This is a genomic window from Roseofilum sp. Guam (assembly GCF_017746735.1).
Classification (GTDB): Bacteria; Cyanobacteriota; Cyanobacteriia; order Cyanobacteriales; family Desertifilaceae; genus Roseofilum; species Roseofilum reptotaenium.
In genome coordinates this window covers 1-20,514 of record NZ_JAGHZN010000032.1, presented here as the reverse complement: position 1 = coordinate 20,514, position 20,514 = coordinate 1, and the positions used below count along the sequence as shown (strand labels likewise).

Annotated in this window: 22 protein-coding genes and 1 pseudogene; 7 read left to right on the top strand and 16 right to left on the bottom strand. The window is 44.0% G+C overall.

Translation table 11 applies throughout. The features are described from left to right. Positions 1-16: 16 nt before the first annotated feature. The 8 genes and pseudogenes from J7529_RS14070 to recF all read right to left on the bottom strand — a co-directional run bounded on the left by J7529_RS14070 (position 17) and on the right by recF (position 9,104). Positions 17-1,969: an adenylate/guanylate cyclase domain-containing protein gene (locus tag J7529_RS14070; protein ID WP_318729480.1), complete on the bottom strand. Its 1,953-nt coding sequence runs from the start codon at positions 1,967-1,969 to the stop codon at positions 17-19. Positions 1,970-1,999: 30 nt separating this feature from the next. Next, complete coding sequence (locus tag J7529_RS14065) at positions 2,000-2,353, bottom strand: slr1659 superfamily regulator (protein ID WP_318729479.1); 354 nt, start codon at positions 2,351-2,353, stop codon at positions 2,000-2,002. Positions 2,354-2,391: 38 nt separating this feature from the next. Further along, complete coding sequence (locus J7529_RS14060) at positions 2,392-2,973, bottom strand: DUF6272 family protein (protein WP_318729477.1); 582 nt, start codon at positions 2,971-2,973, stop codon at positions 2,392-2,394. 79 nt (positions 2,974-3,052) lie between these two features. Next, positions 3,053-3,895: pseudogene (locus J7529_RS14055) on the bottom strand (PP2C family protein-serine/threonine phosphatase); the annotation flags it as partial. 396 nt (positions 3,896-4,291) lie between these two features. Next, positions 4,292-4,807 (bottom strand): Rab family GTPase, encoded by a 516-nt coding sequence (locus J7529_RS14050; RefSeq protein ID WP_271938037.1) that lies wholly within the window; start codon positions 4,805-4,807, stop codon positions 4,292-4,294. A 1-nt stretch (position 4,808) separates the two neighbouring features. Then, the gene (locus J7529_RS14045) at positions 4,809-7,190 is read right to left on the bottom strand and encodes an OmpA family protein (protein ID WP_318729475.1); all 2,382 of its coding nucleotides are present in this window, start codon (positions 7,188-7,190) and stop codon (positions 4,809-4,811) included. Between the two features lie 42 nt (positions 7,191-7,232). Continuing rightward, positions 7,233-7,829: a hypothetical protein gene (locus J7529_RS14040; protein WP_318729474.1), complete on the bottom strand. Its 597-nt coding sequence runs from the start codon at positions 7,827-7,829 to the stop codon at positions 7,233-7,235. Between the two features lie 129 nt (positions 7,830-7,958). Then, entirely contained in the window at positions 7,959-9,104 is a 1,146-nt protein-coding gene (recF, locus tag J7529_RS14035; RefSeq protein ID WP_318729473.1) for a DNA replication/repair protein RecF, read from the bottom strand. A gap of 63 nt (positions 9,105-9,167) precedes the next feature. On the opposite strand from recF, the gene J7529_RS14030 reads away from it, so the two are divergent. The 3 genes from J7529_RS14030 (at position 9,168) to J7529_RS14020 (ending at position 10,725) form a co-directional block, all read left to right on the top strand. Further along, positions 9,168-9,383, top strand: a complete 216-nt coding sequence (locus J7529_RS14030) for a hypothetical protein (RefSeq protein ID WP_318729472.1) — start codon at positions 9,168-9,170, stop codon at positions 9,381-9,383. Between the two features lie 220 nt (positions 9,384-9,603). Next, positions 9,604-9,789: a hypothetical protein gene (locus tag J7529_RS14025; RefSeq protein ID WP_318729471.1), complete on the top strand. Its 186-nt coding sequence runs from the start codon at positions 9,604-9,606 to the stop codon at positions 9,787-9,789. 48 nt (positions 9,790-9,837) lie between these two features. Next, entirely contained in the window at positions 9,838-10,725 is an 888-nt protein-coding gene (locus J7529_RS14020) for an oxaloacetate decarboxylase (protein ID WP_318729470.1), read from the top strand. A 26-nt stretch (positions 10,726-10,751) separates the two neighbouring features. Here J7529_RS14020 and J7529_RS14015 read toward each other — a convergent pair whose 3' ends face one another. Further along, positions 10,752-11,051 carry a hypothetical protein gene (locus J7529_RS14015; RefSeq protein ID WP_318729469.1) on the bottom strand — a complete coding sequence of 100 codons (300 nt, stop codon included), beginning with the start codon at positions 11,049-11,051 and terminating at the stop codon, positions 10,752-10,754. A 33-nt stretch (positions 11,052-11,084) separates the two neighbouring features. Between J7529_RS14015 and J7529_RS14010 the strand changes: the two genes are divergently transcribed. Next, entirely contained in the window at positions 11,085-11,786 is a 702-nt protein-coding gene (locus J7529_RS14010; RefSeq protein WP_271943800.1) for a ComF family protein, read from the top strand. A gap of 49 nt (positions 11,787-11,835) precedes the next feature. Further along, on the top strand, positions 11,836-12,492 hold the full coding sequence (locus J7529_RS14005) for a response regulator transcription factor (protein ID WP_318729468.1): 657 nt from the start codon (positions 11,836-11,838) through the stop codon (positions 12,490-12,492). A gap of 45 nt (positions 12,493-12,537) precedes the next feature. Here the strand turns inward: J7529_RS14005 and J7529_RS14000 are convergent, their stop codons facing one another. Continuing rightward, positions 12,538-12,729, bottom strand: a complete 192-nt coding sequence (locus J7529_RS14000) for a hypothetical protein (protein WP_271943807.1) — start codon at positions 12,727-12,729, stop codon at positions 12,538-12,540. 464 nt (positions 12,730-13,193) lie between these two features. Here J7529_RS14000 and J7529_RS13995 point away from each other — a divergent pair, with 464 nt between their 5' ends. Then, a complete protein-coding gene (locus J7529_RS13995) occupies positions 13,194-14,603 on the top strand; it encodes a HAMP domain-containing sensor histidine kinase (protein WP_318729467.1) in 1,410 nt (469 codons plus the stop codon). Between the two features lie 80 nt (positions 14,604-14,683). Here the strand turns inward: J7529_RS13995 and tadA are convergent, their stop codons facing one another. The 6 genes from tadA to J7529_RS13965 form a co-directional block, all read right to left on the bottom strand. After that, complete coding sequence (gene tadA, locus J7529_RS13990) at positions 14,684-15,172, bottom strand: tRNA adenosine(34) deaminase TadA (protein ID WP_318729466.1); 489 nt, start codon at positions 15,170-15,172, stop codon at positions 14,684-14,686. 43 nt (positions 15,173-15,215) lie between these two features. Then, complete coding sequence (gene grxC / locus J7529_RS13985; protein ID WP_318729465.1) at positions 15,216-15,521, bottom strand: glutaredoxin 3; 306 nt, start codon at positions 15,519-15,521, stop codon at positions 15,216-15,218. Between the two features lie 85 nt (positions 15,522-15,606). Beyond that, positions 15,607-16,194, bottom strand: a complete 588-nt coding sequence (locus J7529_RS13980) for a hypothetical protein (RefSeq protein WP_318729464.1) — start codon at positions 16,192-16,194, stop codon at positions 15,607-15,609. Positions 16,195-16,263: 69 nt separating this feature from the next. Then, on the bottom strand, positions 16,264-17,643 hold the full coding sequence (locus tag J7529_RS13975) for a CHAT domain-containing protein (protein ID WP_318729463.1): 1,380 nt from the start codon (positions 17,641-17,643) through the stop codon (positions 16,264-16,266). Between the two features lie 138 nt (positions 17,644-17,781). Continuing rightward, positions 17,782-18,498: a phycobilisome rod-core linker polypeptide gene (locus tag J7529_RS13970; protein ID WP_318729462.1), complete on the bottom strand. Its 717-nt coding sequence runs from the start codon at positions 18,496-18,498 to the stop codon at positions 17,782-17,784. A gap of 35 nt (positions 18,499-18,533) precedes the next feature. Then, complete coding sequence (locus J7529_RS13965) at positions 18,534-19,007, bottom strand: hypothetical protein (RefSeq protein ID WP_318729461.1); 474 nt, start codon at positions 19,005-19,007, stop codon at positions 18,534-18,536. Between the two features lie 361 nt (positions 19,008-19,368). Between J7529_RS13965 and J7529_RS13960 the strand changes: the two genes are divergently transcribed. Further along, positions 19,369-20,166: a DUF2993 domain-containing protein gene (locus J7529_RS13960; protein ID WP_318729460.1), complete on the top strand. Its 798-nt coding sequence runs from the start codon at positions 19,369-19,371 to the stop codon at positions 20,164-20,166. Positions 20,167-20,514: the final 348 nt, after the last annotated feature.

Genomic DNA, 20,514 nt, shown 5'->3' with positions numbered 1-20,514 from the left:
AACCGATCGTTCCCGATCAGGGATTCAGTCGCTTCCCAGTCAGCATATAAGTGTCCATTTCTCCTTTACCTTTAATGTTGATCTTGCCGCGATGTTGAAGATAGTAGGTTAACTTCAGCGCTTCATAGGTCGTGCGGGTAACCTGAATTTGTCCGGGAATGCCATGGGACTCCATGCGGCTAGCAGTATTGACCGTATCGCCCCATAAATCATAGCTGAATTTCTTTTTACCAATCACTCCAGCGACCACAGGGCCGCTATTTACGCCAATGCGGATTTGGAAATTGGTGTTCATATCTTGGTTGAGTTCAGCCATTGCCTCTTGCATCTTCAGAGCCATATTGGCGATCGCCTCAGCATGATCGTGGCGCGGTGTTGGCAGTCCCCCCACCACCATATACGCATCACCAATCGTTTTGATTTTCTCTAGGCGATAGTCTTCGGTCAATTGGTCGAATTTAGAAAAGATGCGATTGAGTAAGGCGACCAATTCAGAGGCAGTTTTCTCTTCTGAGAGTTTGGTAAAGCCGACAATATCGGCAAACAGAACCGTTACTTCTTCAAAATATTCGGCGATCGCTCCAGCCGTCTGTTTCAATAATTCCGCAATTCTCACAGGCAGAATATTATGGAGCAGTTTTTCCGTTTGTTTCTTCTGATAAAATAAAGAAATCTCTATTTTCTTACGCTTAATAAATTGGCACAGTTGATTCCCGATCCCTGCCAACATTTGTACCAACTCTTCATCCATTGGTTGCGTTGCTTGACTAAATAGAGTAATCATTCCCAACTTATCTTCATCACTAGAAACCGGAAAACCCACGATCGCGTTAACCTTCTCGATCGCCCCTAATTCTTTCTGTAGTGTTTCTCTCTCCAATTCTAGATGGGTAATCCATCGGGGTTGATTATCTCGGTAAATCTTCCCTAACCATCCCTCCCCTAGAGTGAGAGTCGCTTCTGTGAGTTTAGATAACCTGGGGAATTCAGCCTCAGGCATTTTCCATAGGGTTTGGCGCAACAGTTTATTAGTCGGGATCAAGTTATCATTACGATCCTTAATTTGTTTGGGAATCCAATAAACTCCCATATCCCACTCTAAATTTTCCACCAACACACGCAGGATATTGGGTAAGGCTTCATCAAGCATCAGCGATCGCGACAATACCCGTGCCACACTATACTGAATATAGAGCCGTTTTTGCGCCTGTTTAGTTTTGGTAATATCTCGTCCCACATACAAGATATCCTTTAAAGTCGGGACATCCGTATCCAAAGCCGCACAAGAAAAGGCAATTGAGAGTTTTTCCCCCCGTTTATTGGGAATTAATACCTCAATATCCGTTAAAACTTCCCCTTGCAAAAACTCTTCATTGGAAACCCACTCATGACTTAACGGGTGGTCTCCCAAAAGATCTCGAATGGGTTGACCAATCAGCTCGTCCTTACTATATTCTAGCAAATCATATACCGCAGGATTAACCGTTTTTATTTCTCCCAAATGATTCGTCACAATTAACGCTTCTGCCATGGAGTGAATAAGCTGCTGGATATAATTCTCAGACTTTGCTAAAGCATTAATTACAATGCTATTTTCATTCGTTGCCTGCACCAAACTTTGCTCTAGATTCATCCGTTCCGTCACATCTTCCAGGAACACAATTAATTCCTGAAAATCCTCACTGTGGGGATTGGCAATAAAATAGAGATCGACGTATAAAGGATAGTCTACATCAGACGAACGAGAAATTGCCTTAATATCAAAACCATCTTGTTCCCCCAACACAATCAACTCTAGAATTTCTTCTATTCCATAGGTTTCAGGAAAATAAAATTGAAAGGATTCCCCAGTCTTTAACGGGTCTTCACCACCAACCAATCGATCAGCATCATCGGAGAAGTCTAAAATGATCAACTCTCGATCTAATATCACATATTCTAGATGTTTGGGAACCATGGTTTTTGACATATCTTTATTAGGGTTAAATCACTATGTTTCTCATTCCACAATTAACTCCAAGTTAGGCAAAAACTTTTGCAAGTTCTTGAGCGATTTACTTTGCCAAGCAACATCTAAAGAACCTTTCACCGTCAATTGAATCTTTGGTTTTTTTCGTAATCCAATCACGAATTTAGTAATCAAGCTGATTCCTGAACTATTCAAAAAACTCAACTCTTTTAAATTTAAAGTTAAATGGGGAGGTTCAGAATCCGCTATTTGCTCCAAAAAAGCCTTAATCGGATCGTATTCGGATGCTCCATTCAGACTCAGTTCACCTGTAAAATCAATCGTCGTTGATTCTGGATCATAATAAACCTGATATTCCTTAGTATCGATCTGCTGAAAATCCATGTTCACCTCATTCAATCTTCTTTGACATTTATAAGCACTTAAACTTTGACTTTAGCCATAGTAGTAATGCTAACAAAATTATTCCCTGCACGAGAATCTGTTATTTTCCATCCTAGAGTAGCTCCATAATCTTTCATCATACTAATTAATCCCAAGCCTGATGCATTACTATCCTCTTCAAGACTTTTTTCTACTTGATCAACATACAATTCTTCTAAGTCTGCGTTCAACAATTGATTGATAAACTCTTCAAAAGAGATCAGAGTTTGGGACTGAACTGTATTAGTAGCAAAAATGGCCGCAACAATACTCTGGTCTTGCTGTTGAATAAAATGAATTCCAAACATCACCTTACAGTTCACAGATGGATCGTGAAATTTAATGGCATTTTCCAGCAGTTCATTGGCAATATAGCTCACAGATGCTTTACTTTCTGTCACTCGACGCTGATCGTCATCTAGAGGCAAAAAACTGGAAAAATAGTCAGCTAGAAAATATGCTGATAACCGATTATTCTTCCATCGTTTTTTTTGCGGTTGTGAACTGGGAGTAAATGTCAATTCTAAAGAATCATGTTCTGGGGGAAATTCTTTAATAAAATCACCTAAAATTTTTTCCATATCCTGAGTTTATATACTGAGTTATAAGTCGTCCAATTATATTTAATGAGTAACCGATAGAAGAAGCTTAGTTTTTATTTCACAAATCCGATTGAACTTTTTGTTTCAATATGACGAAAGTGATATCATCCCATATTTTCTCCGATCCAATAAACTGATGTAAATCTTCAATAATAGCTTCTTTGATTTGATTAGAGTTATTTTGCCAGTTCTGGCTAATTATTTGACATAATCTTTCTATTCCATAACGCTTCTTACTCCTATTTCTTGCTTCTGTAATACCATCTGTGTATAGAACCACACCATCTCCTGCATTTAGCGTAACTCTAGTATAACTAATAAATTCAGCAATGTTGTAATCTAAGCCAATCGGCAACCCTAAGTCTATTGTATCAATCCGTTCAATTTTTCCTCCTTGACGTACAATAATTACTTCTTCATGTTGTCCACTGATCGTTAATTCTCCATCGGCATAATTTAACAGACATAAGGTTAAATTTTTATCTATCCCCATGCGTTCTACATTCTTATAAATGGTTCGGTTAAGGAAGTCTAAAAAGGGAATGGGGTCATTTTCTTGGATCTCCTTGAGAGTACGAACAGCACTTTGAGCCATGAGCATCAGAATACCACTTTCTAAGCCATGCCCAGTAACATCGCCAATGGCAATTGTGATCACGCCATCTATGGAAATGACATCATAATAGTCGCCTCCCACTTCATCAGCCGGTTGCATATATCCGGCAATATCCAGTTCTGGGATACTGGCTAAATCTTCGGGTTTAGGCAGAATTAATTGCTGCATTTCCTCAAGAATTTCTAATTCTGCGGATAGGCGTATATTTTCTGATTTAAGTTGTTGATTGAGGTGATCAATTTCTTGGTTCGCTGCGGCTAATTCTGTGGTTCTCTCTTGTAGTCGATAGATAACGATCGCGTTTTCATTCGTCGCTTGCACCAATCTCTGCTCCAATTCCATCTGTGCCGTCACGTCTTCGAGGAATAAAATGAGACGGTGATGCTCACTAGGCTTAGGATTAGGGATAAAATAGAGGTCGATATACAACTGAGTGTCTGAATTCGGAGAACGCGCGATCGCCTTCAGATCAAAGCTATCGAGTTCTCCAGTCAGCACTGAATCTAAGATATCTTCTAAACCAACGGTTTCGGGAAAATACTGATGTAATATTTCCCCAGTTCTTAATGCTGTTTCCTCTCCAATAAAGCGTTCTGCGCCCACGGAATAGTCCTGAACAATCAACTCTTGGTTTAAAATTAAATATTCAATATGATGGGGAACAATCAGTTGACACATGAATTACTTGATTGCCAGAATTGCCTGAGCTAAATCTTGGAAGAGTTGATTAACATTATCTCCACTTTTGGCTGACGTTCCATAGATTTTAATCACGGGTTGGTCAGGATATTGATTGTTTTTCAAGAGGGCTTCTAGTTTTTGGTCATCGACTAAGTCCGCTTTATTGAGCGCAACAACCATTTTACCCTTGGGGTTAACTTTCGTGAACAAATTGAGATGAGTGGGGATGTTCTCTATCGTTTCTTGTCGGCTAACATCGCCGACAATAATCGCTCCTTTTGCTCCTTGCAGATAGCTGGGAGCGATCGCCTTAAATTTAGTTTGTCCTTCAATATCCCAAATGAGCAATTGCAACTCTGCTCCTTCAGGAAGATTCACCTCTTTACGGGAAATTTTCACCCCCACGGTAGATAAATATTTATCATCAAATTGACCGTCAACAAAGCGGCGAATCAGACTGGTTTTACCCACACTGAAGTCCCCAACCATACAAATTTTTTTAGAAATTTTAGCCATTTTAATTTCCTACTTTAATCGGACGAAATAACTCAAACCGAACACAGCGACTTAAAGCCAGCGCATCCGTAGAGTTGATCCCGGGTGGGGGTTCTGTCGTTCCTTGGATTTTGAGGCGTTGGGCTGAAATGCCTTGTTGTTGTAAAGCCATTTTCACCGCTTCTGCTCGTTGCCAAGAGAGCTTTTGATTTTCACCCCAACCACCGATCTTATCGCTATGTCCTATAATCATTAAATCAAATTCTGGATATTGGTTTAAAAATTGAGCAATCTTGGGTATGCCTTCAGTCCGATCCGCTGGATGCAGTTTGTTGGAACCCGATTCAAAGTAAAACTTCGTTTCCAACGGAGAGGCTTGGAGTTGAATGCGACTAAACACACTACTTACTCCGGTAATCCCCTCTAAAGAGTCTAATATTTTCTCTAGATCGGCAATTTCAACGACTGTTCCTGAAAGAGTGACATTTCCTTGGCTATAGGTAGCTGTAATACTGACTCCATCGAGTTGATTGAGTATTTCAACGATCCGATTCACTTCTGTAGCGGCTGCATCTAAATCAGGAGGAAGATTAACCGCTACAATATCGTTATCTAAGGTGAGATCTGGAATGATTTCTGATACAATCTGTCCGGCTTTTAAGCGTAAATATTCATTGGGAACTCTGCCGTTTAATTGGATCGTTTCCCGATTGACATTGGGAGTAATGGCATAAACAGAGAGTTCTGGAGATGAAAGCAAGGCTTGACGGGTTTGAACTTCTAAGTTATGTGCTTTCTGCCATTGGTGAGAAGTCCAAATCCAAGGGATAGAAATTGCTCCGATCACCCCTAAAATGAGGATGATTAAGGCCCAAGGGAAGTCATCCTCCTGTTTTTTCTCGCTCTGGGCAAAGAGTTGTTCTAAATGTTCAGGGATTTGTTCGGGGATGGTGTCGGGGTCGCCATCAAATTCACTGATGGGGTCTCCAAATTTTTGCAAAAGGAAAGCATAGGTTTCTCTGATTTTTTGTAAGAAGGCTTTAGAGGGTTCTCCTTTGATGATCACAGCCAGATAGGAATAGCCAGCAACTTCTAGCATGATTTTGCAATCATCATATTCAATTTCATTGACTTCTGAGGCCATTTCATCAGAAGAGATACAGTCATTGACAAAACTCCGAATAGCGGTGAGCATTCCAGCTAGCATGTCCGATTCTAGTGGGTTGGCTTCTGAGGGTTGGTATTCACTAATGACTAGACCCGAGGCTTTATGAATGAGAAGAATAGCTCGGATAGTAAAGGGCATTGATTCTTGGAAAATCAGTTCTGCTTCAGAAATTCCTTGCACTCTGGCTTTAATTTTTCGTTTAATTCCCTTTAAGGTAAAGGTACTTTCTACCTTTTGATTAATGGATTTGATGACATCACCCATATATTTAGCAATGGTATTGCCAATAACCGGATAGAGGGCATCAACCATGGCTTCCCGTTCACATTCTATTTGTTCTTTAATGGCGGGGCCCATTTCCGGACCAAGGGCTTTGGCGATCGCGTGGCGGTCAATCCGAATTTGCTCTTCAATGGCTAGACTCACTTCTGGAGCTAAGGCTTTAGCGACTTCACGGGGCGATCGCCGGATTTCTTCGGCAATAGCCGCGGGAATCAAATCCGCCAATACTCCACTCATGGCTTCGGAATCCTGTTGGGCGCGATTTTCAATAATTTTGTCAATAATCGGAGTTAGCACCCGAATACTTTGCTCATGAGAAACCGTTAAATCAAACCCTAAGAGTTCAGAGATTAAAGGCAGTAGGGGATTAATCAGTGCTGTTTGCTGTTCAAGTTGGGTTAATCGCTCCTCTAAACTCAGATCAGATACAGGGCTTAAGGTCGAGAGATTAGTGGATAATGAGCGAGATTCAGCCAAAGATTGGCTAGACGCAGGAGATTCTGAAGGCAACAATAGACTTTGAATAACTTGGAGAGAGATATCGTCCTGTTGGTGTTGGTCTTTGTGTTCAGATTTGGATGGACTGTTGGTAATTTTGGGTTCAAGGGGACTCTGAGGAAGGGCAGAATCGAGGGAAGTTTTTTCTTCCTCCAATTCTGCTTTCAAGATTAAAGGAGGTAAATTTTCTCCTGAAAATCCAGATGATGATCGAGATTCCGGTTGCGGATCGAGCAGCAGATCGGATAATAAATCGAGGGTATCCTCCCATCCCTGTCGAGCTTCAGGGAGCCTAGATGAAACAGAAGCGTTTGGTCTAGTTGGCTCCATTTCTATAACGGGCTGATCTGGACTCAACCAATTAAAGATGTTCTCTCTCTCCAGCGTCGATTCTAATCTAGGCTCAGAAGAGGATTGAGAACGCTTCTCTTGTGACTGTCGATCTGATAAAACCATAGTATACCCCGATCTCCGATCCCCTCATTTGCACTTACACTGCTAAGAGTGTTGTTCAGGCAATAACAAATCTGCCTTGACTTCCGATCCTTCAATTTCTCGAACCAAATCGGTTTTCTTGACTTTCATACACAGGTCAAATAATACTTCTGCGAATTCATCACGGGAAATCTTGTTATCTTGCAGTCCATTGACATATTTATTTAATTCGTTTTGGATTTGCCCGGTGAGGTCATGCAGTTCTTTTTGCAAAGATTCTTTGGTATGGCGAATATTTTGCTCTAAACTTTCTGTCTGGTTATGTAAGATTTTATCTAACCCTTTAACTTGCTCATTAAAGTTTTTCTGCGTCCGTTCTAGGTCTTGTTTGAATTCGGTGAAGTCTTCCGTATGGGTTACGGTCACATACTGAATTTTTTTCTCTAGGGCATAGGAATTCGATCGCAGTTCATTCGAGAACTGCTCTTTGAGCTGATTGAGACGATCTCCCATCTCTTGCCTGAGATCCTTGATCGTACTCTCCAATACCTCCAGTCGGGTATCGAGTTCCCGTTGCTGTTCGCCAAAGAGTAAGTCCCGGATCTGCTCTACATTTCCCAGGCGATCGCGCATATCTTTGGGTTGTCCTGGATCGTTCATCGTCGTTTTCCTCTCACACTCGTGTGAAATAGATGTCTTATGAGCGCTAAAAACTCATAACTTGGTGCTTTAACAAATCTCTTTGATCTTACTGGAATTTTTAGCGGATACAAGCTTAGACTAAAAATTTTAATCTTGCTGAGAGTAAATGTGACCTTCTTGAACCCGAAAAACCTGAGAAGAATGTAACCAATTTTGCTCAAATGCGCTTAAATGGGTGGTAGTAATCAGGGTTTGGAACCGGTCAGCGATCGCGTCTAAAAGCTGATTTTGGCGCGTTAAGTCCAATTCCGCTAAGACATCATCCAACAATAACAAAGGCGATTCTCCTACTACCTCAGAAATTAATTTTAATTCGGCTAACTTCAAGGCTAAAACGAGCGTTCGCTGTTGCCCTTGGGAGCCATACTGACGGGCAGGAGTCCCGTTAATATAGAAGTCTACCTCATCTCGATGGGGACCAACCAAAGTGCTTCCTTGGGCGCTCTCAGCGATCGCTCGATCTGCTAGTTTCTGGAAAAATGCCCCCTCAATAGCGTCTACCGGCGATCGAGAATCCCCATCCCAAAATACACTCGGATTATAGGCGATCGATAATTTTTCGGTCGATCCACTGATACTGTCATGCCATGCCTGGGCAATCGGCGTAAGCCGCTCTAACACCCGAGCGCGTCGGCGAATTAAACGCACGCCCACAGAGACTAACTGGGCATCCCAGAGGGCTAACTCTTGGGGATTTTCGTGCCCCTCGGCCTCTTGAAAGTGCCGCAGTAGAGCATTGCGTTGACGCAAAACCTGCTGATATTGGCGTAACATCGGATCGTAGACCGGTTCGAGTTGCGTCAGGAGTGTATCGAGCCACAAACGTCGGTTTTCCGGAGATCCGCGCACCAAATCTAAATCTAAACTGGAAAACTGCACCACATTGAGCGCCCCTAAAAAATCCCTCCGTCGTCGCTGGACTTCCTGATTGAGTACTAATGTCCGGTTCCCACTCGCTCGCAAAACCAGTTTCAGGTCAATTTCGCCGGTTTGTCGCTCCAAAAGAGCGCTCACTTGACCGATAGACGGAGGATGATCCGGAGACTGAAACACCAAATCGCGATCGCCCTTTGCTCGATGCGATCGTAATGTAGACAACAGTTCCACCGCCTCTAATAAATTTGACTTCCCCTGGGCATTATTCCCCAGCAAAATAATTTTCGGAGCGCTAAACGTCACTGCCTGCTCCACATAATTGCGAAATTGCTTAAGATAGAGGTGCTTCAAATACATCAGTTCCCTTGCTTAACCGTCCTTCGCCACCGTTCAAAATACTCTATCGAGAGTATTAAACTCATGCCCACAGACCTCATTCTACTCATCGCTGCTTTGATCATTTCCTGGCTGGTCTTTATCTGGCTAGTGAAAATTGTTAAGTTAACCGTTGGCACAGCCCTAACTGTTGCCGGAATTATCCTCATCCTGCAACTACTCTTTGGAGTTAACCCCAACCAACTTTGGCAACAAATCCTTAACTTACCCCAAATTATCCTCAATTGGATCTCTGGCTAACTTCCGTCTCTGCCATCAATCTCCCCTCGTCCAGTTTCTTAACCGTACTCTACCCCTGACTCAACCGCTACTGAAATTCATCGGTTCTGCGATTATAGATCCCAACTCAATTTAAAATTGGCATTAACCCTCACACTGCTTTGATCCCATCTATGCCATTCTAAGAACAATCATCCCCTTCCCATTGGTTCCTAACCTTGATCGTACTGAGGAAACTTCCATGAATCCCAAAAAACACTCCTCCAACATTCACCCGATTTGGAATTGGGTTAACTGGTTAAGCTTTCCTATCCTCTTATTTATGGGGATTCATCTTTTACAAGTCCAAGATCGGACTCCTCAATCTACCTTTTCTGTTCCTCCCCAATCTCTAGAACTGGAAACCTCTTGGTCAAGTCACTCCTGAGCGCTGCTAATGCTAGGCTAGACCTATTGAAAGCTTATCTAAAGTCTTATGTCAGGGCATCAGTTACGATACCTTCTGAACCAACCGGGAACCCTTATTTTACCTGGAGTCTATGACTGCCTGGGAGCGAAGTTAGCTGCCCAAGTGGGCTTTGAAGCTGTGTTTACCAGTGGGTTTGGGATTTCTGCTTCTACCCTGGGATTACCGGATTATGGGTTACTCACCGCGACAGAAACCCTCCAGAGTGTGGGCAAAATGGCTGAATCGATTTCTATTCCTTTGGTGGCGGATCTCGATACGGGTTATGGCAATCCGCTCAATGTGATGCGCACGGTGACTGAGGCACTTCGGTCGGGCGTATCTGGCATTATTCTTGAAGATCAAGTTTGGCCGAAAAAGTGCGGTCATTTTCAGGGAAAACAAGTCATTTCGGCTGCTGAACAGGTGGAGAAAATTAAGGCGGCTGTTCATGCAAGGGGCGAGAGTGGTTTGGTGATTGTGGGGCGCACGGATGCGAGAGCGCCGTTAGGGTTAGATGAGGCGATCGATCGGGGGCGGTTATATGCCGAAGCGGGAGCAGATATTATCTTTATTGAAGCGCCCCAGTCTGTGAAAGAGTTGGTGAAGATTTCTAATTCGTTTGCTGGAACGGATGTCCATTTGTTTGCCAATTTGATTGAGGGAGGTAAAACTCCTTGTTTAAGGCGCTCTGAGTTGCAGGCGTTGGGTTTTAAGGTTGGGGTGTATGCGCTGTCGGGTTTGTTTGCAGCTACTCAGGCGATGCGAGAGTGCTTCGAGCGCTTAAGGGCAGAGGGAACTACGGGAAGAACAGAAGCGGATCTCTCGTTCCCCGAATTTGAGGAAATTATTGAGGTGGATCGATATCGCCAGTTGGAAGAGCAGTTTAAAACCCCTAGGGAATCCACTACAAGTTAAATGACCCACTTCCAACTCCCTATTGCCTATTCCCTTAAGATTTCCCATAACCCGATGGTGCCAACAAAAAAGGTGTAGATGGCGGTTTTGAGGGGGTTTTGTTGGTGAGAGCGGGCTAAATAGGCAGCAGCGATCGCCTCTAGCCCATGAATGATGAGAGCGACTCGCGCTAGAATAATGAACCCGAAAATGAGGCTGGGAAGGGATGCATTGATGAAGGGGTGGATGAGATTATAGGATTCTAGGGCGATCGCCCCACTCATGAGCAAGGTTGCTCCAATTTTAATAACTTGGATGGCAGTCGAGGAAAGGGTCACAGGCATCATATAGATTAATTCAATGATTCATTACTCATTATTATGGGATTTTGGACTCAAGTCACGGATAGTATTCTGAATCTGTTTTTGCGCTCGAATTGCCCCATGTGCGATCGCCCAACGGATGAGGAGGTGTTGTGTTCAACTTGTTCGAGAGCCTTGCGTCAATTGCAATTTTGCCCCTCCCATCGCCGACTCTATACTTGCGCGTCAAAATCTATGCCCGTTTGGGTTTGGGGAAAATATCAAGGACAGCTCAAAGGGGCGATCGCCCGCCTAAAATATGATAACCATCCCGAAATTGCCCGCCCCCTGGGACAATGGTTAGGAGAAGCTTGGATCGCTACCCATACGACCAAACCAGTTTCACCTCTGGTGATTCCCATTCCCCTCCATCCGGAAAAACTCAAACAACGGGGATTTAACCAAGCCGAACGCCTAGCCGCCAGTTTTTGCCAAGTTACAGGTTTTCCCTTATCTACCAATGGTCTGATTCGCTCCCGTGAAACCGAAGCCCAATTTGGTAAAAGAGCCGACGAACGTCGTGCAAATCTCAAAAATGCCTTTACTGTGAACACGGCTCGGATTTCCCGTGATCCTCACTCCCCTGTGCTATTGTTGGACGATATCTATACCACAGGGGCAACGGTGCAATCTGCAACCCAAGCCTTGCGTTATCAGGGAATATCTGTTTATGGTGTAGTCGCGATCGCGACGACTTCCACCACCCAACCTCCCAATTAATCTTTCCTAAGTTTATTCATGAGCGCCAATTCCATAGCGCAATTACTTTATGTTTCCTTCCCCAGAACACCCGACTCCCTTAAGGGTTCTCATTGTTGAAGATGACCCCATGATGCAACTGGGCTTAGAACAAACCCTAACCGAATTCCCTCACTTGGAAATTATCGGCCAAGCGGAAGATGGTTACCTTGGCGTTCAAGCCGCCAAACAACTCAAACCCGATTTAGTTGTCATGGATATTGGTCTGCCTCGCCTAGATGGTATTGCTGCCACCCAACAAATTAAAGCTGAACTCCCCCATACACGGGTCGTCATGCTCACCTCTCATACCACGGAAAATGAAATTATTGCCGCCCTCTCTAGTGGAGCAGATGCCTATTGTATTAAAGGGGCTAATGTAGACCGACTCTTGGCCGCGATTTCTGCTGCTCAGGAAGGAGCAACCTATCTCGATCCCCAAATTGCCCGTCAAGTGATTAGTCATCTCAAACCCCCCACTCCCCAAGGCAATATTGCCAATTTATCAGAGCGTGAATCAGAAGTGCTGAAGTTAATGGTGGAAGGATATAGCAATCCTCAGATTGCCGAGCAACTCTACCTCAGTCCGAATACGGTCAAAACCCATGTACGGGGAATTATGAATAAGTTAGCAGTCGATGACCGGGTACAAGTAGCGGTAAAAGCCCTGCGAGAAGGGCTGGTGTAGCGATGCGAGTCCCTATTGCTTGGTCTGTTTCCATCTGAGTTAAGTCTAAGCTTCTCGGTTTTTTTCCGTTAATCCTAAGCCAGCTACTTCCATCAGTAGGGCTGTACCGGGTAATCCAGGAGGGACACTTTTCAGAGAGAGCAGTCCAGAAGCAACGCAGACACCGCCAATTAAAAATAGGGCAGCACCACCAGTAACTAATCCTTGGGCAACTTTGGTTTGGAGTTCGGGTTTCATAAGGGTTTTAAGTTTTTTGTCGATTCTATTGGATTGTGACGGATCTAATGTTAAGTAATGATAAGCCTTTTTCAGCATGTTGTCATCTGATAGGCGAATTAACATTGATGAGAATCAATAGAACGCATAAGCTCGGTAGAGGGACACAGAAGAGAGTACAAAGGCGGAAATGGGCGGAGGGTAAGCTGTGGGCCAACTGTTTGCCAAGGGTCACTTGAGGGCAACTGAGCCATCTCCTAACCTATATGGGGTTTACTCTCGGTAATTCTACCACTCCGGTGTAAATGGCCCTAACAAATATTAAATTTCATTATAGGTTTGATTAGAAATTCCCCAGTTTATCGGATTTTGACCTCGATTAAACGGATTACTCGCTTTAAGTTCGATACCCTGATAAGGAATAGTTCTTAGACCTTGTGCTAAAACCGATCTTGATTCTAAACGACTTGCACTGAGCCACAGCTATGAGCATTCAGCCTCCTAATTCCCATCCATCTTCCTTACCTTCGACAACAGACTCTCCCAAGCTTGACTCTATGGTTGAGCAGCGAACCAGTCAACTTGAGCAAGCACTAAAGTTTGAGGCCATGCTCAAGCGGATTACGGATAAAGTTCGAGATAGTTTAGATGAAACCCAAATTTGGCAAACTGCTGTCCGCGAATTGACGTTAGTGTTGGGAATTAAGGGATGTAATGCTTCTCTGTATGACTTAGAGAAGGGAACGTCTACCATTTGCTCGGAATATGCGGCGACTATTCCGGCAATTCATGGCCGGGTGGCAAAATTAGCTAAGTTTCCTGAGTTGTATCAACAACTGCTTCGTGGGCAGTATTTTCAATTTTGCTCCTTGTTGCCCAATCCGGAACGGGGGCGATCGGCAATGTTAGCTTGTCCTATTTTTGACAATCAAGGAGTGCTGGGGGATTTGTGGCTGGTCCACCATGCGGAGTATCAGTTTAGTGAGCTAGAACTTCGATTGGTGCAGCAAGTGGCGAATCAATGTGCGATCGCCATCCGTCAAGCCCGTTTGTTTCAATCCTCACAAGCTCAAGTGAAGGAATTGGAAAAACTCAATCATCTCAAGGATGATTTTCTCAGTACTGTTTCCCATGAACTGCGCACTCCGGTTTCAAATATGAAAATGGCGATTCGGATGCTCAATATCTCCTTAGAGCGATATATGACTTCTGAAATTAATCCTCCACCGGAAACTCCCCATCCCCAACGGGAAGGGTTAGAGAAAAAATTGACCCATTACTTACAAATTTTGGGGGCTGAATGTGAGCGGGAAATCAATCTAATTAATGATTTGCTCGATCTCCAGCGATTGGAAAATCAGGAAGCTCCCAGTGAACTGGATCGGATTAATTTGGTTGACTTTATGGAAAAAGTTCTACCCTCTTTCCGCGATCGTTCCCACCATCGTCAACAACACCTTGTGATTGAAATTGCGGATGATATTCCTGATTTTCTCTCGGAAACCTTTAGTTTAGAGCGAGTCATTGCGGAGTTATTGAATAATGCCTGTAAATATACGCCCCCAGAAGAATCGATTCAATTTAAGGCTTGGTTAGAGGAACCCCTAGAGTTTTTACCGGCCAATCAGGATGGTATTATGAGTCGTCCTAAGCTATGGATTGAGGTCAAAAATACAGGTGTAGAAATTGCCCAAGCTGAATTAGATCGGATTTTCGATAAGTTTTATCGGATTCCGAGTGCCGATCCTTGGAAACAAGGGGGAACGGGTTTAGGGCTGGCTTTAGTGAAAAAATTGACTGAGCGTTTAGGCGGAAAAATTGAGGTCAATAGTGGTAATGATATCCCGTTTGTTGCGTTTACTATTGTGTTACCCATGCAGATGTTAAAAGGTTGATAAAACGGGTAGGAATAGGGGAATCAAGCCATCTTAACTATTTCGTTAGTCCCTTCTTCCCTATTCTCTAGTGCTTCGCCCTACCCCCTTCTACGTTGAGCAAACCAGGATTGTAATTGCTGACGACAGGGAGATTCAAGTACACCCGATAAGACTTGAAGACGATGGTTAGACGCGGGACTATCAGGAAGATTTAATACGGTGCGAATCGCACCGGTTTTGGGGTCATCAACCCCATAAACCAACTGCTGTAAACGAGCATGAATAATAGCCCCAGCGCACATGGGGCAAGGCTCCAAGGTAACATAGAGGGTACAGCCTTCTAAATAAGAAGATTTGAGGCGATCTCCCGCAGCACGAATGGCACAGATCTCAGCATGGGCAGTCGGATCGCGATCGCACTCTTTATGATTGGCTCCTTCTGCAATTAAATGTCCCTCACTATCCACAATTACCGCTCCCACAGGCACTTCCCCTGCTTCACCTGCGGTTTGTGCCAGCTCCAGAGCGCGAGTCATCCAGTAGTGATGGTGTTGATATAATGGGTGATTTAAACAAGGCTGTTTCATTTGATTAAAACCCCCTATCTCCCCATCCCCCCATCCCCCAGATTTATTGGATCAGTAAAGGATTGAGTTCTCCTTGTTCGTCTAAAGCATACAGCTCATCACAGCCTCCGATGTGGCGATCGTTAATAAAGATTTGTGGAACGGAGCGCCGTCCTTGTGCCCGTTCTGCCATTTGGTTTCGAGCCTCTTCATCTCCATCGATCTTATATTCTGTATAGGAAATGCCTTTCCACCACAATAATAATTTGGCTCGGATACAGAATGGGCAGGTTTGCCAAGTGTAAATTTCAACGTTCGCTTTAATCGGCTCTGAAGAACGACCTAACCAAGGCTTGAGAAAATCGAGCATGATAATATCAAATAATCCTTAAAAGTTTGTATCCATTAAGTCTTGAAAGACAAGGGGCCCAGCCTCTTGTCTTCAACAATTCAGTTTATTGTAGTCTCGATAACCCTTGTAAATCAAACTTTTGCAGCCAAGCTTGGCGATCGCTTTGTGTAAACGACTGATCGCGAGATTGTGCCTTCACTTGAAACCGATCTGCCACCAGAACTCCCGTAATATTGCTACCCTGACTCGCCGCCGGAAATCCTCCAATCCTCTGGGTAGTGTTTTCATATTTTTTCCGAGCCGCAGGCAAACTGATCGTATCGGAAATCGACAAAACCGCCATATCCGTGCCCCCCTTCTTGAGCTTATACTCAGCAAATCCCTTTTTCTCCTGAGCCGCAACCACCTGATACCCATCCCCAGACTTCGGGAAAAAGCGGTTAAAACTAGAACCCGGAAGTGCTTCTTTCTTCACTGCTGGTGCAGTATTGCGTTGGGTGGTTTCCCGTTGGGTATTTTGCCACGATTGAGTGGTATCTTCTGAAGTCTTCTGGGGCTGCGTTTGGGTGGGTGTATTCCGCTGGCTACTGCTTGAAGACGATGTTCCTGTACCACCGGCACAACCGGATACCAACAGCACGGTTGCCAGAGCAACCGCAACCCATTGTCTGCGTTGAGAGCTAACTCTCATCAGCATATCCTCCAATTCAGATTCATTTTTTCCCATTCTGGCGTATTGCACTCCCCATCCCCCTATCCTCTACCAAGGAGAACCAATTAGGGTAAATGCCGCCCAATAAAACGGGGCTGCCAAATTTTCGATCGCCAAATTCCCCAACTCTGAAGGCAAGTCTACCGCTCCCCGACTTCCCCGTAATTGCCGATCTCTTAAACTCACCTGTCCTCGCAGGAGGGAAATTTGCGCTTGGCGCAAGGCTTCCGCTTTAATCGGCGATCGGGGTAACTGCTGATAAAATTCACTCATCAGCGCCAACGTTCCCCCATCACTGACATACCAAAGACTCGCTAATGCCGATTGTACCCCACTTTCAAACGCCAACCCGGCAAATCCTAACTCCGCCTCTGGATCGCCAATAGCTGTTCGACAAGCACTCAGCACCAGCAAATCCAAAGGTGGATCGTCCAACGGCAGTTGGCGAATCTGATCCAGCGTGAGCTGACTATCCCAAAATTGAATATAGGATTGCTGCGGTTGTCCTGGTTGAAATTCAGCATGGGTGGCTAAATGAACAATATCAAAATCCTGGGATTGCAATTGGGTTTGTAAGTTATCTAAGGTAAATTCTTCATTGAAAAAGGCTCGACTTTCCCAAGCTCTCTCCCCTTGTACCCCACCATCACGGAGCAATTCCAATTCTAGAGCAACAGCGGGGAGAGGTTCTAACTCCTGAAATTCAGAAGCTCCCATAGCCAAAAGTTGGGTCTTTTGGGTATTTTCTGTACCTACCGTCATTAAGTTAAACGCTGGGATCATCACCAAACTATATTTTTCCACTAAAAACTGCTCACCATCAAACAAAGCAGCAAAGGGAACCGATCTTAATCCCACTCCTGTACATAACAACAAGGTGTCAATCCCTTCTGTCTCTAATTGGGCTTCTATCGGACTGATAATCCACTCATAGAGTTGTTGCGCTGAAGCTTTATATCGCGTCGTGCGGAGATATCGGGGATTCGTAACCGTAGAGCGAAATTCATTCATTATAGTCACCAGGTTACTCCTCGATGCTTCTGGAACCTGATGATACGTCAGATTACCCTCCGGCGTGATCAACAGTAATTCTAGGTTATCCGGCATCGGATGGATATACACAAGGGCTGGAGTTTGTCCTGTTTCTTTCTCCTTTTGAGCTAGAAATTGGGCAATTTCTGGTGCTTGTAGGTCTTCGATATCTCTAGGATCGGATTGGAAGTAATTGGTAAAATCTTGTTTCCATACCTGCTCGATATGGTTAACGAGCTTGATTAACTCTTGTCGATCTGAAGACTCTTTTGTCTTAGGGGATAGACTCCAGCTTAAATGGTTGTTGACTACGATGAAACTGAATACAACCGCAAATAAGAGCAGGCGAGAGATCCAGCGGGTTGCTCGTTTACGCATAAGATGACGATCAAACATAAGGTTGATCTTTAAGATAGGACAGAATCTCCTTTGTGATAACAAATTTAAGATTCCTACGGCATAATTGCTCTAGACAACAAAAAACCTGCTGAAGCAGGTTTGAGTTATGGAGACAGAACGAATAGGGCTGAATCATTAACCAATCACTGCCCGTAGTTTTTCCAGTTTTTGAGGTGCCATCGAGGCTAACGCTTGTTTTCCTTGTTCAGATTCAATGAGTCTAACGAGCTGCTGAACGGCGAGTTCAACCTCGTTGGAAATTGGAGGATGGAGGATTTCACCGGCTTCAGGATGACAAACCCCTGCTTCACACACCAAGCCTAAGTCATGCCAATACCGAGTCGGTATGGAGGTTCCCCGTTGTCCAATATGCTCGGCGTTCAACCACTGGGTTTCTAGGTAAGATTTAGGAGAGTCGTAATATTTTAGCGATCGCGCATAGGGAATGGTAAAACACCCAAACACCTTCCGGTATTCTTCTGAATCAAGAATTGAGGTGATTAACTGATCGACCCCTCTCGTCGTTAAAATCTGCGAATAGCGTTGAATTTCTACCTGATCTTTTGGCGCACGCCCCAGGAAGTGCTTTAAGCAGATTTCTAAGAACTTCACGTTGGAGTAACGGTGATAAAAAGAATCTAGATAAACTGAAGAATGACCTAGCTCTTTCAAAAATCGACGGACTCCAATTTTATCATGCAAAAACTGATGTTCTGCCTTCTTCAAAACCTTGTTCTCATATTGATAAGGCTGACGTTCCAACACTTGGTAGTAGATAGAAACAAGTGCCTGCTGCCGTTCTTCAAGCGATGAAGTGCGACTGACAGTTATGGATTTAAGGGGGCAGTTCATGGGTTTATTCTCCTCCACAAGTAGGATAGATTTACTTAAACATGGGAGTTCAACATCACCGTAATAAGTTTTATATAAGGATGCACTAAACTACTACAGTTAGGGGGTAACAGACGATCGACTTCTTTGTGCAAATAGTCATAAACCCTCGTGCAATGACTGGTGCGCTTGTAGGCCACTAAAATAGTGTCTAACCAAAACATCATTTGTTCTTTGAAGAACAACTCGTCATTACGCAAAATTGACAAGGCAATATAACGGATTACAGACCCCATATCATATTTGCATCGAGCGCCATGGTTTTTAATCAACTCTGGATAGGCTTGGGCAAATTTACGGAGGGTATTCACAATCAGCTTTTCACTGTTTTCACTCAGAAGCTGATAGGTTTGTAGCCGGAGTTGATAGCTTTGTAAATACTGCTCTAAGGGATAAAGTTCTTGCGTATTGAGGTATCGGCCATCTGCCTCTATCAATTTAGTATCTAGATCGTGATTTAAAGTATGCATAGTTATAACCTCGGAAGATGCTTAGAATCAAGCTTGACTTATCTATTAATTTCTGAAGTCTTGCGTACTTCTCTTATACTAGGTTGCCTTAACCTTAAACTATTCTCAAGCTGTTGAATTGATTCTTAATAAAATGTTTGACCTGTTTTGATCTATGGCAATAATAGGGACTTGTATGGGTTAGGAGCTAAGCCTTCAAGCTGTACTCCTTTGTCACCAGAGTGCAACGTTCTGTATTCCCCGATCCTAAAACCTGTCCTCTCAGTCAGATTGCTCCTTCTTCAGGGGTGGCCTGTTGTCGGTTGCTTTACAGTTTGTTACATTAATCGAGTGTAGAACTTGTATCTAACCCAAAAACAGCATGTTTACTGGTGTCACCGGTTTCTTTGGTAGTCCTGGAAATACAGATATGGGAGAGAAACTCCTCAATAGCGTGGCGAGCCAGTCTCTTCGTCATCTGTTCACCCGTAGTGAATCGATTGAGGTGTCTATTCGCTGTTATCCATCCAGCAAACTTCTACAAGGGGCGATCGATGGTTTGCAAATGCAAGGGCGGGGGTTGGTCATTCGTAATGATTTTCCCATGGAAGAGATGTCTTTTCAGACAGATGCTGTAGCCCTTGATTTTGGCGCTCTGCTGGGGGGGAAATTGCGCTTGAAGCAACCGACTCAAGCAGTTGCCCAAATTACCTTGTCTGAGTCTGGTATTAACCAGTCCTTCCAGGCAAAATTGGTGACGAAACGGTTGGAGAATTTGACGCAGCCGGCTTTGACGGAGTTATCTGGAGGACACCCTGTTTCGTTTAAGGAGGTATCGGTTGAGTTGCTCCCCAACAACCAAATTCGACTGTTTGCGATAACAGATGTGGGCAATGCTGATTTAATTCCGATCGCCATGAGAGCAACGTTGGTGGTGGAACGTCGGCGGCGCATCCTGTTTAGTGACGCTCAATTTGAACCGGATAATATTCCCCCAGAATTGTGCGATCGCGCTCAAAGCTTTACCCAAGCGCTGGCTGACATCTTGAATGATATGGTTGATTTAGATCGATTTAACCTAGATGGGGTAACCTTGCGGATTAATCGCCTGGAAACTCAAGGCAAAAACCTACTCTTTAGTGGCTATGCTCAAATCGATCATTTTCCCGATACTGTGTGATTCGTTCAGTTCAAAAGTGGACAGGGAAACCTTGAAGCGTAGAACTGGCAAGGGTTTCATACCCCTTGATAACTGAGAGACTGTTCCAAATCGGTTGGAATATCTGGACTTCACCCATAATTGCATGGGTAGACAACGGCAATACCCCCAATCTTGTGACTCATAACCACAGGATTGAAGCGGGGTATAAAGGGGAACCCAACACTAGCCAAAGTGTTAAGTCGCTCCCCAAGCCAACTAACAATGGTGAGCGAAAGCGAACTTATCGGTTGAACCCTCATGACTATAGAGCAGTGAAAATGGCTGACTGCACTGCGTCCAAAAGGACAAAGGGAAAGGTAGGCATCT

What these genes read in the sequence shown, in the direction of transcription:
- J7529_RS13960 (WP_318729460.1), top strand. Translation starts at nt 19,369, where the DNA reads ATGTTTACTGGTGTCACCGGTTTCTTTGGTAGTCCTGGAAATACAGAT.
- J7529_RS13970 (WP_318729462.1), bottom strand. Translation starts at nt 18,498, where the DNA reads ATGAACTGCCCCCTTAAATCCATAACTGTCAGTCGCACTTCATCGCTT.
- J7529_RS14025 (WP_318729471.1), top strand. Translation starts at nt 9,604, where the DNA reads ATGAATCCCAAAAAACACTCCTCCAACATTCACCCGATTTGGAATTGG.
- J7529_RS14050 (WP_271938037.1), bottom strand. Translation starts at nt 4,807, where the DNA reads ATGGCTAAAATTTCTAAAAAAATTTGTATGGTTGGGGACTTCAGTGTG.
- tadA (WP_318729466.1), bottom strand. Translation starts at nt 15,172, where the DNA reads ATGAAACAGCCTTGTTTAAATCACCCATTATATCAACACCATCACTAC.
- J7529_RS14065 (WP_318729479.1), bottom strand. Translation starts at nt 2,353, where the DNA reads ATGGATTTTCAGCAGATCGATACTAAGGAATATCAGGTTTATTATGAT.
- J7529_RS14000 (WP_271943807.1), bottom strand. Translation starts at nt 12,729, where the DNA reads ATGAAACCCGAACTCCAAACCAAAGTTGCCCAAGGATTAGTTACTGGT.
- J7529_RS14070 (WP_318729480.1), bottom strand. Translation starts at nt 1,969, where the DNA reads ATGTCAAAAACCATGGTTCCCAAACATCTAGAATATGTGATATTAGAT.
- J7529_RS14060 (WP_318729477.1), bottom strand. Translation starts at nt 2,973, where the DNA reads ATGGAAAAAATTTTAGGTGATTTTATTAAAGAATTTCCCCCAGAACAT.
- J7529_RS13965 (WP_318729461.1), bottom strand. Translation starts at nt 19,007, where the DNA reads ATGCATACTTTAAATCACGATCTAGATACTAAATTGATAGAGGCAGAT.
- J7529_RS14045 (WP_318729475.1), bottom strand. Translation starts at nt 7,190, where the DNA reads ATGGTTTTATCAGATCGACAGTCACAAGAGAAGCGTTCTCAATCCTCT.
- J7529_RS14040 (WP_318729474.1), bottom strand. Translation starts at nt 7,829, where the DNA reads ATGAACGATCCAGGACAACCCAAAGATATGCGCGATCGCCTGGGAAAT.
- J7529_RS13980 (WP_318729464.1), bottom strand. Translation starts at nt 16,194, where the DNA reads ATGAGAGTTAGCTCTCAACGCAGACAATGGGTTGCGGTTGCTCTGGCA.
- J7529_RS13995 (WP_318729467.1), top strand. Translation starts at nt 13,194, where the DNA reads ATGAGCATTCAGCCTCCTAATTCCCATCCATCTTCCTTACCTTCGACA.
- J7529_RS14020 (WP_318729470.1), top strand. Translation starts at nt 9,838, where the DNA reads ATGTCAGGGCATCAGTTACGATACCTTCTGAACCAACCGGGAACCCTT.
- J7529_RS13975 (WP_318729463.1), bottom strand. Translation starts at nt 17,643, where the DNA reads ATGTTTGATCGTCATCTTATGCGTAAACGAGCAACCCGCTGGATCTCT.
- J7529_RS14030 (WP_318729472.1), top strand. Translation starts at nt 9,168, where the DNA reads ATGCCCACAGACCTCATTCTACTCATCGCTGCTTTGATCATTTCCTGG.
- J7529_RS14010 (WP_271943800.1), top strand. Translation starts at nt 11,085, where the DNA reads ATGGGATTTTGGACTCAAGTCACGGATAGTATTCTGAATCTGTTTTTG.
- grxC (WP_318729465.1), bottom strand. Translation starts at nt 15,521, where the DNA reads ATGCTCGATTTTCTCAAGCCTTGGTTAGGTCGTTCTTCAGAGCCGATT.
- J7529_RS14005 (WP_318729468.1), top strand. Translation starts at nt 11,836, where the DNA reads ATGTTTCCTTCCCCAGAACACCCGACTCCCTTAAGGGTTCTCATTGTT.
- J7529_RS14015 (WP_318729469.1), bottom strand. Translation starts at nt 11,051, where the DNA reads ATGATGCCTGTGACCCTTTCCTCGACTGCCATCCAAGTTATTAAAATT.
- recF (WP_318729473.1), bottom strand. Translation starts at nt 9,104, where the DNA reads ATGTATTTGAAGCACCTCTATCTTAAGCAATTTCGCAATTATGTGGAG.